This is a genomic window from Micrococcus sp. 63XJN7_8_ISO-PGPR-S23-253, from assembly GCF_056173425.1.
The window spans coordinates 975,180-990,049 of sequence record NZ_CM149673.1; the positions used below are offsets into that span (position 1 = coordinate 975,180).

The following is a 14,870-nucleotide window of genomic DNA, read 5'->3' on the forward strand; positions in this document are numbered from 1 at the left end:
TGTCTCCTTCAGCTCACCATTCGATCTCGAGCATCGCGGTGTTCAGGCCCGAGCCCACGCCCAGGCAGACCACCGTGTCCCCGTCCTCCAGGGCGTCCATCTCCCGCACGAGGGTGATGGGCAGCGACGCCGGGCCGACGTTGCCCAGCGTGGGGAACGTCGTCGGGATGCGCGCCGGGTCCAGGTGGGCGGACTCCGCGATCGCGTCGGTGTGCATCTGCGAGACCTGGTGGGTGATGAACCGGTCGGCCTCCGGCCACGCCCACTCCGCCGGGACGTCGTGCCACGCGTCCATCACGAGCTCGAGACCGTCCTTGAGCAGGGCGGTGGAGTCGGTGTACATGCCGTGGTGGTCGCCCACGCACAGGCCGTGGTGGTCGGTGCCGGCGCGGGTGATCCCGCGGACGATCCGGTGGGCGTCCGGATGGTCCTCGATGCGGCCGACGACGGCGGCGGCAGCCCCGGAGCCCAGCGTCAGGGACGCGAACTGCTCCATGAAGTTGCCGCGGTGCGTGGTCTCGGCGTGCAGGTTGGCCACGGTGGCGGCCTGCACCTTCGAGGCGTCCTCGGCGGCGACCACGACCGCGTAGTCGATCTGGCCGGCGTCCACGAGCGTGGAGGCGAGCATGAGGCCGTTGACGAACCCGAGGCACGCGTTCGTGATGTCGAAGTTGGTCGCGGAGGTCGGCAGCCCCATGAGGTGGTGGATCCGCACGGCCACGGAGGGCTCGAGCGTGGCCCGGGTGACCGAGGTGTTCACGAGCAGCCCCACCCGTTCCCGGGGGACGCCGGCCTGCTCCAGGGCCGCGACGCCGGCGCGGGCGGCGGCCTCCTGGAAGTCCTCGGTCTCGTCCCAGTTCCGTCGGCTGCGCACACCGGCCACCCGCTCCAGGAGGGAGCCGGGCAGGCGCAGGCGGGTGAGCACCTCCGCCAGCTGGTCGTCGAGGTCCTGCGAGGTGACTTCGACGGGGGCCTCCACCTCGGTGACCGCCAGGAGGGCGGCGCGGGAGTACTCGTAGCTGGCGTTGCCGGACACGTTCGTCACCAGGACCAATCTGCGGGGGGTCGGGGGAGGGGGTGCTCACCTGCGGTGAGACGACAGCCCACTGTATCGGAGGGGCCGGGTGGGGCGCCCATCGGGGGCGTCGATCGGCCCGGGGCGAACAGGGTCGCCCCGGGCCGGGATCAGTCCGCGGACACGGCCACGGCGTCGTCCTCGGCGGGCGGGGCCGGGACGAGTTCGGGGGAGGCGCCGGCGCCGACGGCCTCGATGCGCTGGTCCACGGGCACGCCCGAGCCGTCCCGGCGCCCGTACTCGATCGGCAGCGCGCGGGCCACGCCGGCCCGGGAGGCCGCGAGCGCGGGCGCGGCGCCGATCCAGCCGAGCTCGAGGCCGCTCTCGCCCTTGAGCAGCCGGTGGGCGCGCACGCCGCCGGTGCCGCGGCCCTTGGCCGGGTACTCCCCGAGCGGCGTGACCTTCACGGAGCCTGGGGCGGAGCCGAGCACGTCCGCCTCGCCGTCCGTCACGGTCACCACGACGGCGGGCCGCGGGTGGGCCGCGGCGTCCGCACCGGTCTCGGTGAGGGAGGCCGCGGGGGCCACCCCGAACGCGAGCACCGTGTCCCCGGCGGCCAGCCGGATGCCCGCGACACCGCCGCCGGCCGGGCCCTGGGGGCGCACGGCGGAGGCGGCGTAGCGCAGCAGCTGGCCGGTGCGGGTGAGGAAGACGAGCTGGTCGGCCTCGTCCGGGGCGGGGGCGGCCCCGACCACCGCGTCGCCGTCCTTCAGGGCGACGGCGTCGACGACCTGGCGGTTCAGGGGCCACTCGGGCCGGACGCGCTTGACGACCCCGTGGGCGGTGCCCAGTGCCATGACGGTGTCCAGGGGGACCAGGGCCACGAGCGTCTCGCCCTTGGCCAGGGGCACCAGCTCCGCGGCGGGGAGGGCCGTGGTCATCGCGGGGGCCGCGGACGGCTCGCCGGCCACCGGCAGGTCGACCGCCTGGAGGCGGTGCAGCGCGCCGGCGGAGGTGAGGGCCCCGATCTCGCCGCGGGCCGTCGTCGGGACCACGGAGGCGAAGGCGTCGTGCTTGCGGCGCCGGCCCTGCGGGGCGATCGGCGTGCGGTCCGCGGTGCGCAGCAGGCGTCCGGAGGTGGAGAGCAGGGCCCAGCACGCCGTGTCCGGGACCATCAGGTCCGCCCCGGCCTGACCGGCGCCGGCGGGGGTCGGCCCGGACGGCGCGGGCCCGGCGGCGGGGGCCGCGGCGGTCTCGGCCTCGAGCAGGACCGTGCGGCGGTCGTCGCCGTGCTCGTCGGCCACGGCCTGCAGCTCGGACGAGACCACCTCGCGCAGCCGCGCGTCGGAGGCGAGGATCGCCTCGAGCTCGGCGATCGCGGCCTGCAGCTCGTCGCGCTCGGCCTCCAGCTCGATGCGGGAGAACTTCGTCAGCTGGCGCAGCCGCAGCTCCAGGATGTGATCGGCCTGCACCTGGGTGAGGTCGAAGACGCCCATGAGGCGGGTGCGCGCGGCCGCGGTGTCGTCCGAGGAACGGATGATCTCGATGACCTCGTCGATGTCCACGAGCGCCAGCAGCAGGCCCTCCACGAGGTGGAGGCGGTCGCGGTGCTTGCCGAGGCGGTGCCCGGTGCGGCGCCGCACCACGTCCAGACGGTGGTCCACGTAGACGCGCAGCAGGGGCAGCAGGCCCAGGGTCTGCGGCTGCCCGTCGACGAGCGCCACGTTGTTGATCCCGAACGTCTCCTCGAGCGGGGTGTGCCGGTAGAGGGCGGCCAGCACGGCCTGGGGGTTGAACCCGGACTTGAGCTCGATCTGCAGGCGCAGCCCGTTCTTGCGGTCCGTCAGGTCCACGACGTCGGCGATGCCGCTGAGCTTCTTCGCGTCGACGCCGGCCTTGATCCGCTCGATGACCTTCTCGGGGCCCACGCCGTACGGCAGCTCGGTGACGACCAGGCCGGTGCGACGCGCGGTGACCTGCTCCACGGCGACGGCGGCCCGCATGCGGAACGTGCCGCGGCCGGTCGCGTAGGCGTCGCGGACGCCGTCGAGCCCCACGATCCGGCCGCCCGAGGGCAGGTCGGGGCCGGGGATGTGGGCCATGATCGCCTCGAGGTCCGCCGCGGGGTCCGCGAGCAGGTGGCGCGCGCCCGCCACGACCTCGCGCAGGTTGTGCGGGGCCATGTTCGTGGCCATGCCGACGGCGATGCCGGTGGTGCCGTTGACGAGCAGGTTGGGGTAGGCGGCGGGCAGCACGGCCGGCTGCTGGAGCTGGTTGTCGTAGTTGGGGATGAAGTCGACGGTGCCCTCGTCGAGGTCCGCGGTGAGCGCCAGGGCGGCCGGGGCCATGCGGGCCTCCGTGTAGCGCGGGGCCGCGGGGCCGTCGTCGAGCGAGCCGAAGTTGCCGTGCCCGTCCACCACGGGCAGGCGCAGGGAGAACGGCTGGGCGAGGCGGACCATCGCGTCGTAGATCGCGGCGTCGCCGTGGGGGTGGAGCTTGCCCATCACCTCGCCCACCACGCGGGCGGACTTCACGTGGCCGCGGTCCGGGCGCAGGCCCATGCGGGACATCATGTAGAGGATGCGCCGCTGCACCGGCTTGAGGCCGTCGCGGGCGTCCGGCAGGGCGCGCGAGTAGATCACCGAGTAGGCGTACTCGAGGAAGGACGCCTCCATCTCCTCGGAGACGTCGACGTCGACGATGTTCTCCTGCTCCAGCGGCAGCGGGCGCGGGGCGTCCTGCTCGGCGGGGCGGGAACGGGATGAACGGGCCATCATGGTGGTCGGGGAGTCCTCACGGCGTCGGGGATTGTCTACAGTGATCCTATGGGTGAGACCGAAGCCGACCGCGGATATCCCTCCCATTGGGAGGCCGATGTGGTGCTCCGTGACGGCGCCACGGCCCACCTGCGGCCCATCTCGCCCGAGGACGCCGCCGAGTTGCAGCGCATGCACGCCGGGCAGTCCGAGAACTCCATCTACCTGCGCTACTTCACGTACAAGTCCGAGCTAAGCGCCAAGGACCTGGACCGGTTCACCCACGTGGACCACCGGGACCGGGTGGCGTTCGTGATCACCCGCGGCGGCCGCCTGCTCGGCGTGGGCCGCTACGACCGCTACGGGGACTCCGACACCGCGGAGGTCGCCTTCAACATCTCCGACGCCGCGCAGGGCCGCGGACTGGGCTCCATCCTCATGGAGCACCTGGCCGCGGCCGCCCGCGAGAACGGCATCCGCCGCTTCACCGCCGAGGTCCTGCCCGAGAACCGCAAGATGCTCTCGGTGTTCCAGGAGTCCGGCTTCGAGGTGACCCGCCGGTTCGAGGACGGCGTCGTGGCCGTCGAGTTCCCCATCGACCCCACCGCCCGGTGGCGCGCCGTCGTCGAGTCCCGCGAGCACCGGGCCGAGTCCCGCAGCGTCGCCGAGCTGGTCGAGCCCGCCTCCGTGGCCGTCGTCGGCGCCTCCCGCGATCCGCAGGCCGTGGGCTCGCTCGTGCTGCGCCACGTCCTCGAGGCGGGCTTCACGGGTGCCGTCCACGCCGTGAACCGCGCCGCCGAGGACGTCCAGGGCCTCACCGCCCACCGCTCCCTGGCCGACATCGGCGAGCCGGTCGACCTCGTCGTCGTCGCCGTGCCCGCCGACGAGGTCGAGGCCCTCATCCCCGAGGCCGCCGCGGCCGGGGCCCAGGGGCTGGTCGTCCTCACCTCGGGCTACGCCGACGCCGGCGCCGAGGGACTCGAGGCCCAGCGCCGCCTGGTCTCCCTCGCCCGCGCCCACGGCATGCGCGTGATCGGCCCGGCCTCCACCGGTCTGGTCCGCACCGACCCCGCGATCCGCCTCAACGCCTCCCCGTCCCCGGGCCTGGCCCAGCGCGGCCCCGTCAGCCTGTTCAGCCAGTCCGGCGCCGTCGGCGCCATGGTCTCCGCCGGCGTCAAGCGCCGCGGGGTGGGGATCTCCACCTCGATCAGCGCCGGCAACCGTGCGGACGTCTCGGGCAACGACGCCATGCAGTTCTTCGAGGCGGACCCCCACACCGCCGCCGTCGGCGTGTACCTCGAGTCGTTCGGCAACCCGCGCAAGTTCTCCCGCATCGCCCGGCGGCTCTCCCGGACCAAGCCCGTCGTGGTGGTCCGCTCCGACGTCACCGGGCGCTTCCTGCCCCCGGGCCACGAGACCCGCACCACCCAGGCCCCCGAGGGCACCGTGGACTCGATGCTCGACCAGACCGGCGTGCTCGAGGCCCACACGCACGAGGCCATGCTCGACATCCTCATGGCCGTGGCCAGCCAGCCGCTGCCCACGGGCCACCGCGTCGTCCTCGTGGCCGACTCGCTCGCCCTGGACCGGCTGGGCCGCGACGCCGCGGCCGAGGCCGGGCTCGAGGTCACGGCCACCGTCGGCCTCGTCGGCAGCGAGCAGGGCATCGCCCCGCCCGCCGACACGCTGGTCTCCGCCGTCCGGGACGCCGTCCGCCACGAGCGGGCCGACGCCGTCGTGGTGCTGGCCCGCCTCGGCCTGCACCAGGCGGACGACGAGCCGGAGCGGCTGGCCCAGGCCCTCGCCGACGCGACCCGGGACGCCCGCATCCCCGTGCTCGGCTGCCTGACCGACGTCGTCTCCCCGCGCTACCGCGGCGCCACGCTCGGCGCCGCCGGGCCCGTGGACGACGACGCCGAGCCCGGCTCCCTGCAGCCCGGCCTGCCCTTCTACCCGTCGCCGCAGCAGGCCCTGTCCGTGCTCGGCGCGCTCGCGGACTACGTCCACTGGCGCTGCCAGGAGGTCGGCGAGCCGCTCGAGCCGACCGGCCTGCACCCGCATGAGGCCGAGGAGCTCGTGGAGGCGGCCGCCGCGCGCGCCGAGGGCACCGAACTCGTCCGGCTCCCCGACGAGGAGACCGAGACGCTGCTGGGCCACTACGGGATCACCGTGCTGCCCTCGGCCCGGTTCGAGACCGCCGACGAGGCCGTGGCGGCCGCCGAGCGGCTCGGCTTTCCCGTGGCCCTCAAGGCCGTGGACCCCCACCTGCGGCACCGTCTCGACCTGGGCGGCGTCCGCCTGAACGTGGTGGACGCCGACTCGCTGCGCCGCAACGTCGAACAGATGCTGCGTCTGCTCGCGCCGTTCGGCGTGCGCGAGCTCGAGGTCCAGGCCATGGCCCCCGCCGGGCAGGCCTGCATGCTCACGGCGCTCGAGGACCCGCTGCTGGGCCCCGTGGTCTCCTTCGGCATCGCCGGCGACGCCACGGACCTGCTCGGGGACTGGGTGCACCGCGTTCCCCCGCTCACGGACCGGGACGTGGCCCGCATGGTCCGCGCCCCCCGCGCCGCCGTGAAGCTGCGCGGCACCGGCGGGGTGCCCCCCGTCGACCTCGCCGCGCTCGAGGACCTCGTGGGCCGCGTCAGCGTCCTCAAGGACGACCTGCCGCAGGTCGCCCGCCTGCGCTTCGCGCCCGTGCTGGCCGCCCCCGAGGGCGTGACGGTGCTGCAGGCCGAGGTGCACGTCGCCAACGCGGCCCGTCGCACCGACTCGGCCCGGCGCGCGCTGCGCGGCCGCTGACCGGGCCGTCCACAGCGGGCCCGGGCGGCCCGGCGCCGGACCCGTAGCATGGGGGACATGAGCCCGTTCCGCAGGAGTCACGAGCCCGGCCGTCCCGACCACCGCCCCGGCACCCCCGAGGCCGAGGGCCGGCAGCGCGAGGCCCGCACCCTGGACGGCAGCGGCGGCCTCGACGCCTCGCTCGTCCGCGCCGGCTTCTACCCGGACCTCGTGGCGCACGCCATCGCCGTCGAGCTCGAGGGCCGCACCCCGGACGCGCACCTCGTCCACGTGGACACGCACTTCGACTACGAGGAGATCCACCGGCACATCACGGCCCTCGTGCTCGCCGGGGACACCCTGCTGGCCGTCCACCTCGACGATCACGCCGCCGACCCGGCCGGCCAGGCGGTCCTCGCCCAGGTCTCCACCGAGATGGTCCCGGTCCGCGCCCTCGGCTCCGTGGTCCTGACCACGGGCCACGCCGACCCCGCCCGCTTCCGGCCGTCCGACCCCGTGGCCGAGATGACCCTCGGGTTGATGTGGGCCGGCGGCCAGCGCCTGGACCTGCAGCCCGCCGGCTGCGCCGACCCCCAGTGCGACCTCGACCACGGCTACACCGGCACCGCCACCCGCGAGGACCTCGTGATCCGCGTCGCCGCCGACGCCGACGGGCAGGGGGCCGTCGACGGCGCCCTGGCCTTCGCCCGGGCCCTGCGCCGCGCCCACCTGGCGGCCACCACGTGACGGGGCCCGCCCTGCCCGCCGGCGTGGTCCCCCCCGACCGCGCCCTGCGCTCCGTCCTGACCTCCGCCGCGGCCGCCCTCGGCGTCCCGGGCTGTGAGAACGCGCTCGCGGTCCCGGAGGGGCGCCGCGTGGTCGTGGCCCTGGTGGACGGCCTCGGACGGTCCCTGCTGAAGCGCTTCGGCGGCCACGCCCCCACGCTGCGCGTCGCGATGGCCGACGGCGGCCGCGTCCTCGAGGTGGCCGTGCCCACCACGACGGCCGCCTCCCTCACGAGCCTGGGCACCGGGCTGGACGTGGGGGAGCACGGCGTGGCCGGCTACGACGTGCTCGACCCGGACCGGGGCGTGGTGATCAACCAGCTGGGCGGCTGGGACGAGGCCACCGACCCGGTGGGGTGGCAGCCGAAGCCCACCGTGTTCGAGCGCGCCGCCGCGGCCGGCGTGGACGCCGTCACGGTCTCGCTGCCCGCCTTCGAGCGTTCGGCCCTGACACGGGCGGGGCTGCGTGGCGGCCGGTTCGTGGCCGGCCGCACGCTGATCGCCCGCACCCAGGCCGCCGAGCGCGTGCTGAATGACGCCCGCGTGCCCACGCTCGTCTACTTCTACGTCAACGAGCTGGACAAGGCCGGTCACCGGGACGGCGTGGGTTCGGACCGGTGGCTGCACGCCCTCGAGGAGATCGACGCGGCGGTGCGGCGCCTGGTGGACCGCGTGCCCGCCGGCACGGTGGTGCTCGTCACCGGCGACCATGGCATGGTCGACGTGCCGCCGTCGCGCCGCGTGGACTACGCCGCCCTGGACGAGGCCGGGGAGCTCGCCGACCCCACGCTGCTCGAGGGGATCGCGCACACCGCGGGGGAGCCCCGTCTCGTGCAGCTGCACTTCCGGTCCGATGCGGGTCCGGACGTGCGCGCGAGGGTGCGGCGCGCCTGGGCCGAGCGCTGCGGGACGCACGCGTGGGTGCTCACGCGGGACGAGGCCGTCGACGCCGGCTGGTTCGGCACCGTCGTCGAGGACCGGGTCCGTGCCCGCATCGGGGATCTGCTCGTCGCCGTGCACGGGGATCTGGCCCTCTACGACGGCCGGCGGGTGCCCCCGCACGCCTTCGAGATGGTGGGCCAGCACGGCGCGCCCACGCGCGCTGAGCGGGAGGTCCCGCTGCTCACCTGGCACCGCTGAGCCCGCCCCGGGGCCGGGGTCAGTCGCCCTTGCGGCCGAAGACGATCTCGTCCCAGCTGGGCACGGACGCTCGGCGCGCGGCCGACCGGGCCCGGGGGCGCGGTGTGACGGTCGGCATGGCCGGGCGCGCCGCACGCTCGCGGGGCGCGGGCTCCGCCCCCTCGTCCTCGACACCCGGCTCCGCGACGTCTGCGGCAGTGTGCTCGGCGCGGTCGGTCTCGGTGGCCGGTTCCGGCTCGTCGATGCCCGGGGCGTCGTCGGCGGTCGTGAGGGCACCCTCGGCGTCGACCGGGGCGAGCCGCTCGGGCGCCGGGGCGGCCTCGCGCTGACTCCGGTCCTGGTGCTCGCGGGCGATCAGGTGGGCGAGCGCGTCGTCCGACTCCAGGTCCGCGCCCACGCGCTGACCCCGGCGCACCCGCAGGATCTCCAGCAGATCGGCGTCGCGGTCGGCGGCGGGCGAGTGCGCACCCGCGGGGGTCACGGCGTCCTCGGCGTCCACGTCGTCCGTCACCGGTTCAGCCGCGGGGGCGCGGGGGACCAGGTCCCAGGCCTCCGCCTCGGACAGGGCGCGGGCCCAGGCGTTCTCGGGTTCGAGGTGGCGTCCGGCCGGGCGGAACGTCCAGAGCGCCGGGGGCGCCTCGTGGGTGGGCAGACCCCTCGCACCGGCCACGGCGAACCGGGCGGCCACGGTCCAACCGGCCTGATCCTCGCGCCACGCGTCCCACTCGAGGCTCGCCTCGTCCACGCCCAGCTCGGCGAGCCGGTGCGCGGCGAGCTCGCCGAGCGTCGTGGGGCCGCCGTCCTGGACGAGGTCCGAGTAGAGGTCGGGCCCGCCGACCCAGACCTCGACGGCGCGGGCCTGCCGGGCGATCCAGTCGCGCTCGGCCAGGACGGGGTGACCGTAGGTGCGGATGCGCGAGAAGGCGTTCCCACTCTCCCGGGCCACCTGCTCCACGGAGGCGCCCGCACGGATGCGCTGCTGGATCTCCCGGGGGGTGAGGGGCACGGCCTCCTGGGTCGCGGCGGCCTTGACGGACTCCTGGTCGGTCAGCGGCGCCGGGGTCGGTCCGTCCGCGGTCTCGTCGTCGGCCACGGGCCGCGGGTCGATGCGCGGGGTGAGCGCGAGGTCCTCGTCCGGCCGGGCCGGGCCGGAGGGCGCCTCGGGAGTCCGCTCGCCCTCCTCCGCGGCATCGTCGGTGTGCGTCGTCGCGTCTACCGGTCCCTCGGCGTCCTCGTCGCCCGTCCCGGGGACGTCCGTCTCCGTCATGTCGTGCCAGGCCGCGGGGCCGTCCTCGGCCGGTCGCCCGTCCTCCGGCGCAGCGCCCTCGATGACCAGCCGGCGCAGATAGGGAGAGAGGGCGAGCGTGTGCTCCTCACCCTCCGGCCCGGACAGGCGCAGCGCGTCGCCGTCCTCGGTGGGTCCGGTCAGTCGCAGCTCTGCCATGGCGGTGGTCCCTCCCACGTCGTGTTCTGGTCACCGGGCATGCGGACGCCCGGCCGGGCATGCCCCGATCCTAGCCGCCGGGCCGCAGACCACGGCCCGGGCGAGGGACGAGTGCCCGCGCGAATCCGCCCTGGGCGAGCATGCCGGTCAACATTTGGCACGGGTTCGGCCATGGTGCACAATCTACGCGCAACGGCGCAGGCCGGTGATGCGTGGCCCGTCCACGACGCCGTCCGCGCAGTGCCGGCACCGGTCCCGGTGCCGTCCCCCACCAGCGGAGCGTGAAACCCCATGGCCACTGACTACGACGCCCCTCGCAAGAACGAGGAAGAGCTGAGCCAGAACTCCATTGAGGAGCTGAAGGCACGGCGCACGGACACCCAGTCCGCCGTCGTGGACGAGGACGAGGCGGAGGCCGCCGAGGGGTTCGAGCTGCCCGGCGCCGACCTCTCGGGTGAAGAGCTGATGGTGCGGGTGCTGCCCGCCCAGTCGGATGAGTTCACCTGCGCCTCCTGCTTCCTGGTCCGCCATCGCTCGCAGGCCGCGCGAGAGAAGAACGGCCTGATCTACTGCACCGACTGCGAGGGCTGAGCCCCCGCCGCCGGGGCGGTCAGCGGTCCTCGGCCGCCCCCTCCTGCCGGGCCATGGTCCCGCCGAGGGCCGCGACCAGCTCCTCCGGACGCCGGGTGCTGGTCAGCCAGTAGGGCGTGCGGTCGCGCTCGTCGGTCAGCTGGATCCGCACGACGGGCGCGATCCAGCCGCGCACGTTCACGAAGGCCAGCCCGTGCAGCAGCGGGCCGCGTTGGGCCCGGGCATCCTCGCCGCGATACCCCGTGACCTGACCGACGTGATGCCGTTCGATGCTGGCGCGGCCCACCTGGAGAGTGCGTTCGCGCACCACGATGCGCGGGGTGGTGGCCACCAGGATCAGGACCTCGACGGCCAAGAACACGACGGCGGCCGCGATGCCCAGCCCGAGGTCGATCGGCGCGAACACGAGGATCGTCAGCGCCGCCAGCATGAGCGCCACGGCCCAGACCCCCGCGGAGGGCGTCAACCGCTCCTCGAACAGGACCGGATCGGGTCCCGCCGCAGCACCCTCGGGGGCGCGGCGGGAGGCATCGGCGACGGGGTGCTGCTGGGGATCACGCATGGGTCCCAGCTTCCCACATCCGGACTCCGGTCCCGCCGCGCGGCACCGGCGAGGGCGCCCGCCCGGCCGCCTCGACACGGCCCCGGGCCGACGGGTGCTCGTGTAGGGTCGGGCCTCGTGACCGACTCCGCCGAGCTGCCCGTGCCCCTGCACGCCCTCGATCCGGGCCTGGCCCCGCCCGCCTACGCGCAGCGGGGCGACGCGGGCGCGGACCTGCGCACCGCCGTCGACGTGACCTTGGCCCCGGGCGAGCGCGCCCTCGTGCCGACCGGCGTGGCGCTGGCCATCCCGGAGGGCCACGCGGGGTTCGTGCACCCCCGCTCGGGCCTCGCGGTCCGCCACGGCCTGAGCGTCGTCAACGCCCCCGGCACCATCGACGCCGGCTACCGCGGCGAGATCAAGGTGCCCCTGATCAACCTGGACCCGACCGAGCCGATCGTGCTGCGCCGCGGCGACCGGATTGCCCAGCTCGTGTTGCAGCCGGTCGTGCGCGCCCGCTTCGAGCCTGTGGACGCGCTGCCCGACTCCGAGCGCGGGGTCGGCGGCTTCGGCTCGACCGGCGGCTTCACCGCCGACATCACCCCTGGGAGGACGTCGTGATCTTCGGACGTAACCGCACCGTGCGCCACGAGCAGGTCAGCCTGCCGGACGAGCTGCTGGAGGAGCGCGACCTCGAGATCGCCGCCGCGCCGGAAACTGTCGACGTCGGTCCGCACGACGTCGCCACCCGCCCGGACCCCGCGGGCATGATCGACCTGGGGTCGCTGCGCCTGCGGGCCGTCCAGGGCATGAAGCTGCGCCTCGACGTCGAGGACGCGACGAAGCGGATCGTCGCCGCCACCGTCAGCCTCGGACGCTCGGCCCTGCAGGTCCAGGCGTTCAGCGCCCCGCGCCGCACGGGTCTGTGGGACGACCTGCGCGCCGAGCTGCACGACTCCCTGTCGACCACCGCCCACGCGACCGTGCAGGAGCAGTCCGGCCGCTTCGGCATTGAGATCCTCACGCGCGTGCCGGCGGCGCTGCCGGACGGCTCGCCGGGGTGGAACGTCGCCCGGTTCGTGGGCGTGGACGGTCCGCGCTGGTTCGTCCGCGGTGTGTTCCACGGCGAGGCCGCCTTCCAGCCGGAGGCCGCTGAGGCGCTGGAACAGGTGTTCTCCGACCTGGTCGTGGTGCGGGGCGACGAGCCGCTTCCGCCGCGCGAGCTGCTGCCCCTGCGTCCGCCTCCCAACGCGCGCCCGCTGCAGCGTCGCCGCCCGGCCCCGGACGAGGGCCGGGACGTGCTCGCGGACACCGCTGCCGGCCCGGGGGACGGCGCGGCACCGGAGGCCACCGCGCTGCCCGAGCGCGGTCCGGAGATCACGGAGATCCGGTGAGTTCCGCCGTCGCGCCCCGCCCGGTCGGGGCCGCGGGCCGCATCGAGCGCCGCGGCGTCATCGCCTCCGTCACGCTGCCCGGCGCGGACGAGGCGACCGTCTTCCGCGCGTCCCTGGCCGACCGCCCGCCCGCACCCGGGAGCATGGCGCCCGCCGAGACGCTGCAGCTGGTCTGGCACGGGCGGCGCCGCGTGCCCGGCGTCATGCCGGGGGAGTGGCTGACGGTCCGCGGCCGCGTCACCCAGATGGACGGCGTGCCCACCCTGCACAACCCCGAGTTCGACCTGGTCGACGCGCCCGGCGCCACGCTCTGAGCACGGCCCCGAGAGGAGAGCCCATGACCGAGCCGCATGGCCCCGCCACCGCCGCCCCGGACGGCGCCGGCCCCCTGCCGTCTCGAGCCCGTCTGGATGAGCGCGGCCGCCTCGACGCGCTGGGCAGCGTCGGAGGCTGGCGCGGCATCGTCGAGGCCTCCCTGCCCACCCTCGTCTACATGGTCGGCTACGTCGCCACCCAGCAGGTGTGGCCCTCCGGCGTGGCGGCCGTCGTGGTCGCACTCGTGCTGGGCGTCGCGCGCCTCGTCCAGCGCCAGTCGCCGGTCCAGGTACTGGCCGGCCTCGCCGTCGTCGTCCTGTCCGTCGTGGTCTCCCTGACCACCGGCCAGGCCCGCGACTACTACCTGTGGGGCTTCGTCACCAACGCCGCCTATGGCCTCGCGTTCGCGGTGTCCGCCCTCGTGGGCTGGCCCGCGGCGGGCCTGGTGCTCGGCCTCGTGCGCGCCGAGGGGACCCGCTGGCGGGCCCAGCGGCGTCGGCGCCGCGCCTACGCCGCGGCCACCTGGATCCTGGTGGCCGTGTTCGCGCTGCGCCTGGCGGTGCAGGTGCCCCTCTACCTCGGGGACGCCGTCACCGCGCTCGGGGTGGCCCGCCTGGTGATGGGCCTGCCGCTCTATGCCCTGGGGCTCTGGCTCGCCTGGTCCGTCAGCTCGCCCGGTCAGGACGACGGCGTGCCGGCGGACTCCGCCGCCTCCGAGCGCCCCTGAACGCGGCCCTCGCCGACGAGGAGGCGACGCAGGGCCGGCTCGGCGGAGCCGGCGGCCAGGAAGAAGAGCTCGTCGCCCACCTCCAGGACCTCGTCCGCCGACGCCTGCCGGGGGGCACCGTCGCGCACGACCGCCACGAGCGGAGCCTCCTGCGGCCAGGACACGGTGCCGATGCGCCGGCCCTCGAGCCAGTGCCCCGCCGGGACCCGGAACTCGGACAGCGCCGCGCCGCCGGCCTCCAGTCTGAGCAGACGCACGAGGTCCCCGGTCTCGACGGCCTCCTCCACGAGCGCCGTCATGATCGAGGGGGTGGACACGGCCACGTCCACACCCCACGACTCGTCGAAGAGCCAGTCGTTGAGCGGGTTGTTGACGCGGGCCACGGTGCGGCCGACGCCGAACTCCGAGCGGCTCAGCAGGGAGCACACGAGGTTGACCCGGTCGTCGCCGGTCGCCGCGACGAGCACGTCCGCCTCCAGGGCGCCGCACTGCTCGAGCACGGTCAGGTCGCATGCATCCCCGAGGACGAGGCGCGCGCCGCCGACATCGGCCTTGCGGGCCGCGTCCGTGCGCGCCTCGACGACGACCACCTCGTGGCCGTGCGCGTGCAGCTCCCGCGCGATGGAGGCGCCCACGGCGCCCGCTCCGGCGATGACGGCCCTCATGCCCGTCCCTCCTCGTCCTCGTCCGTGCCGTCCGGCACGCGTGCCTCGCCCTGCAGGGCGGCCTCCACCCGGTCCCGGCGGTCCACCGGGTAGACGGCGTGGAGCACGTCGCCCTCCTGCAGGCGGTCGCCCGGCCGGGGCAGCTGACCGTCGCCGAGCCGGGTGAGGTAGGCGATGCGCATCCCCACCGTGGACTCGACGTCGCTCAGCCGACGGCCCCACCACGAGGAGTGGGGGACCAGCTCGGTCACGAGCAGTCGGCCGGAGCCGTCGCGGTGCTCCGCGTCGGCGGTGCCGGCCGGCAGCAGCCGGTGCAGCACCTGGTCGGCCGTCCACTGGATCGAGGCGACCGTGGGGATGCCCAGGCGCTGGTACAGCCGGGCCCGGTCGGTGTCGTAGATGCGCGCCACCACGTGGTCCACGTGGAAGGTCTCGCGGGCCACGCGGGCGGCGATGATGTTCGTGTTGTCGTCCGCGGTCACGGCCGCCAGGCCCTGCGCGCGGTCGATGCCCGCGGCGAGCAGCGCGGAGCGGTCGAAGCCCACACCGGCCACGAGCTCGCCGGAGAAGCCGGGGGCCAGCCCCTCCACGGTCCGCGGGTCGCGGTCCACGAGGGCGACGCCGTGACCGGCCGCGTCCAGCGCGGCCGCCAGCCGGGTGCCCACCCGTCCGCCGCCGACGATCACGTAGTGGGCCATGCCCGTCCCTGCCTCTCGTGC

The 14,870-nt window shown here is 75.4% G+C and carries 14 protein-coding genes; 8 read left to right on the top strand and 6 right to left on the bottom strand.

The window, feature by feature from the left end; genetic code table 11:
* Nucleotides 1-13: 13 nt before the first annotated feature.
* Both AC0VX4_RS04525 and AC0VX4_RS04530 read right to left on the bottom strand, forming a co-directional pair.
* Complete coding sequence (locus tag AC0VX4_RS04525) at nt 14-1,045, bottom strand: 3-oxoacyl-ACP synthase III (RefSeq protein WP_002858168.1); 1,032 nt, start codon at nt 1,043-1,045, stop codon at nt 14-16.
* Between the two features lie 140 nt (nt 1,046-1,185).
* Nucleotides 1,186-3,792, bottom strand: coding sequence for a DNA gyrase/topoisomerase IV subunit A (locus tag AC0VX4_RS04530; protein WP_136940480.1), 2,607 nt, complete (start codon nt 3,790-3,792; stop codon nt 1,186-1,188).
* Between the two features lie 48 nt (nt 3,793-3,840).
* On the opposite strand from AC0VX4_RS04530, the gene AC0VX4_RS04535 reads away from it, so the two are divergent.
* Genes AC0VX4_RS04535 through AC0VX4_RS04545 form a run of 3 tightly spaced genes read left to right on the top strand, consistent with a single transcriptional unit; the run spans nt 3,841 to nt 8,474 of the window.
* Nucleotides 3,841-6,570, top strand: a complete 2,730-nt coding sequence (locus AC0VX4_RS04535) for a bifunctional acetate--CoA ligase family protein/GNAT family N-acetyltransferase (RefSeq protein ID WP_144823942.1) — start codon at nt 3,841-3,843, stop codon at nt 6,568-6,570.
* A gap of 57 nt (nt 6,571-6,627) precedes the next feature.
* On the top strand, nt 6,628-7,296 hold the full coding sequence (locus tag AC0VX4_RS04540; protein WP_049158347.1) for a DUF5998 family protein: 669 nt from the start codon (nt 6,628-6,630) through the stop codon (nt 7,294-7,296).
* Entirely contained in the window at nt 7,293-8,474 is a 1,182-nt protein-coding gene (locus AC0VX4_RS04545; RefSeq protein ID WP_144823943.1) for an alkaline phosphatase family protein, read from the top strand. The genes AC0VX4_RS04540 and AC0VX4_RS04545 overlap by 4 nt, the downstream gene beginning before the upstream one ends.
* Before the next feature lie 19 nt (nt 8,475-8,493).
* Here the strand turns inward: AC0VX4_RS04545 and sepH are convergent, their stop codons facing one another.
* Nucleotides 8,494-9,918 (bottom strand): septation protein SepH, encoded by a 1,425-nt coding sequence (gene sepH / locus AC0VX4_RS04550; protein WP_475464645.1) that lies wholly within the window; start codon nt 9,916-9,918, stop codon nt 8,494-8,496.
* Nucleotides 9,919-10,209: 291 nt separating this feature from the next.
* Here sepH and AC0VX4_RS04555 point away from each other — a divergent pair, with 291 nt between their 5' ends.
* Entirely contained in the window at nt 10,210-10,509 is a 300-nt protein-coding gene (locus tag AC0VX4_RS04555; protein ID WP_002858157.1) for a DUF4193 domain-containing protein, read from the top strand.
* Nucleotides 10,510-10,528: 19 nt separating this feature from the next.
* Here the strand turns inward: AC0VX4_RS04555 and AC0VX4_RS04560 are convergent, their stop codons facing one another.
* Nucleotides 10,529-11,071, bottom strand: coding sequence for a DUF3093 domain-containing protein (locus AC0VX4_RS04560; RefSeq protein ID WP_002858155.1), 543 nt, complete (start codon nt 11,069-11,071; stop codon nt 10,529-10,531).
* A 117-nt stretch (nt 11,072-11,188) separates the two neighbouring features.
* On the opposite strand from AC0VX4_RS04560, the gene dut reads away from it, so the two are divergent.
* Genes dut through AC0VX4_RS04580 form a run of 4 tightly spaced genes read left to right on the top strand, consistent with a single transcriptional unit; the run spans nt 11,189 to nt 13,486 of the window.
* Complete coding sequence (gene dut, locus AC0VX4_RS04565) at nt 11,189-11,671, top strand: dUTP diphosphatase (RefSeq protein WP_002858154.1); 483 nt, start codon at nt 11,189-11,191, stop codon at nt 11,669-11,671.
* Nucleotides 11,668-12,444, top strand: coding sequence for a DUF3710 domain-containing protein (locus tag AC0VX4_RS04570; protein WP_002858153.1), 777 nt, complete (start codon nt 11,668-11,670; stop codon nt 12,442-12,444). The genes dut and AC0VX4_RS04570 overlap by 4 nt, the downstream gene beginning before the upstream one ends.
* Nucleotides 12,441-12,758 (top strand): single stranded DNA-binding domain-containing protein, encoded by a 318-nt coding sequence (locus AC0VX4_RS04575; RefSeq protein WP_002858152.1) that lies wholly within the window; start codon nt 12,441-12,443, stop codon nt 12,756-12,758. The genes AC0VX4_RS04570 and AC0VX4_RS04575 overlap by 4 nt, the downstream gene beginning before the upstream one ends.
* A gap of 23 nt (nt 12,759-12,781) precedes the next feature.
* The gene (locus AC0VX4_RS04580; protein WP_060774506.1) at nt 12,782-13,486 is read left to right on the top strand and encodes a DUF3159 domain-containing protein; all 705 of its coding nucleotides are present in this window, start codon (nt 12,782-12,784) and stop codon (nt 13,484-13,486) included.
* Here AC0VX4_RS04580 and AC0VX4_RS04585 read toward each other — a convergent pair.
* On the bottom strand, nt 13,438-14,151 hold the full coding sequence (locus AC0VX4_RS04585; RefSeq protein ID WP_060774505.1) for a potassium channel family protein: 714 nt from the start codon (nt 14,149-14,151) through the stop codon (nt 13,438-13,440). The genes AC0VX4_RS04580 and AC0VX4_RS04585 overlap by 49 nt on opposite strands.
* Nucleotides 14,148-14,849: a potassium channel family protein gene (locus AC0VX4_RS04590; RefSeq protein WP_060774504.1), complete on the bottom strand. Its 702-nt coding sequence runs from the start codon at nt 14,847-14,849 to the stop codon at nt 14,148-14,150. The genes AC0VX4_RS04585 and AC0VX4_RS04590 overlap by 4 nt, the downstream gene beginning before the upstream one ends.
* Nucleotides 14,850-14,870: the final 21 nt, after the last annotated feature.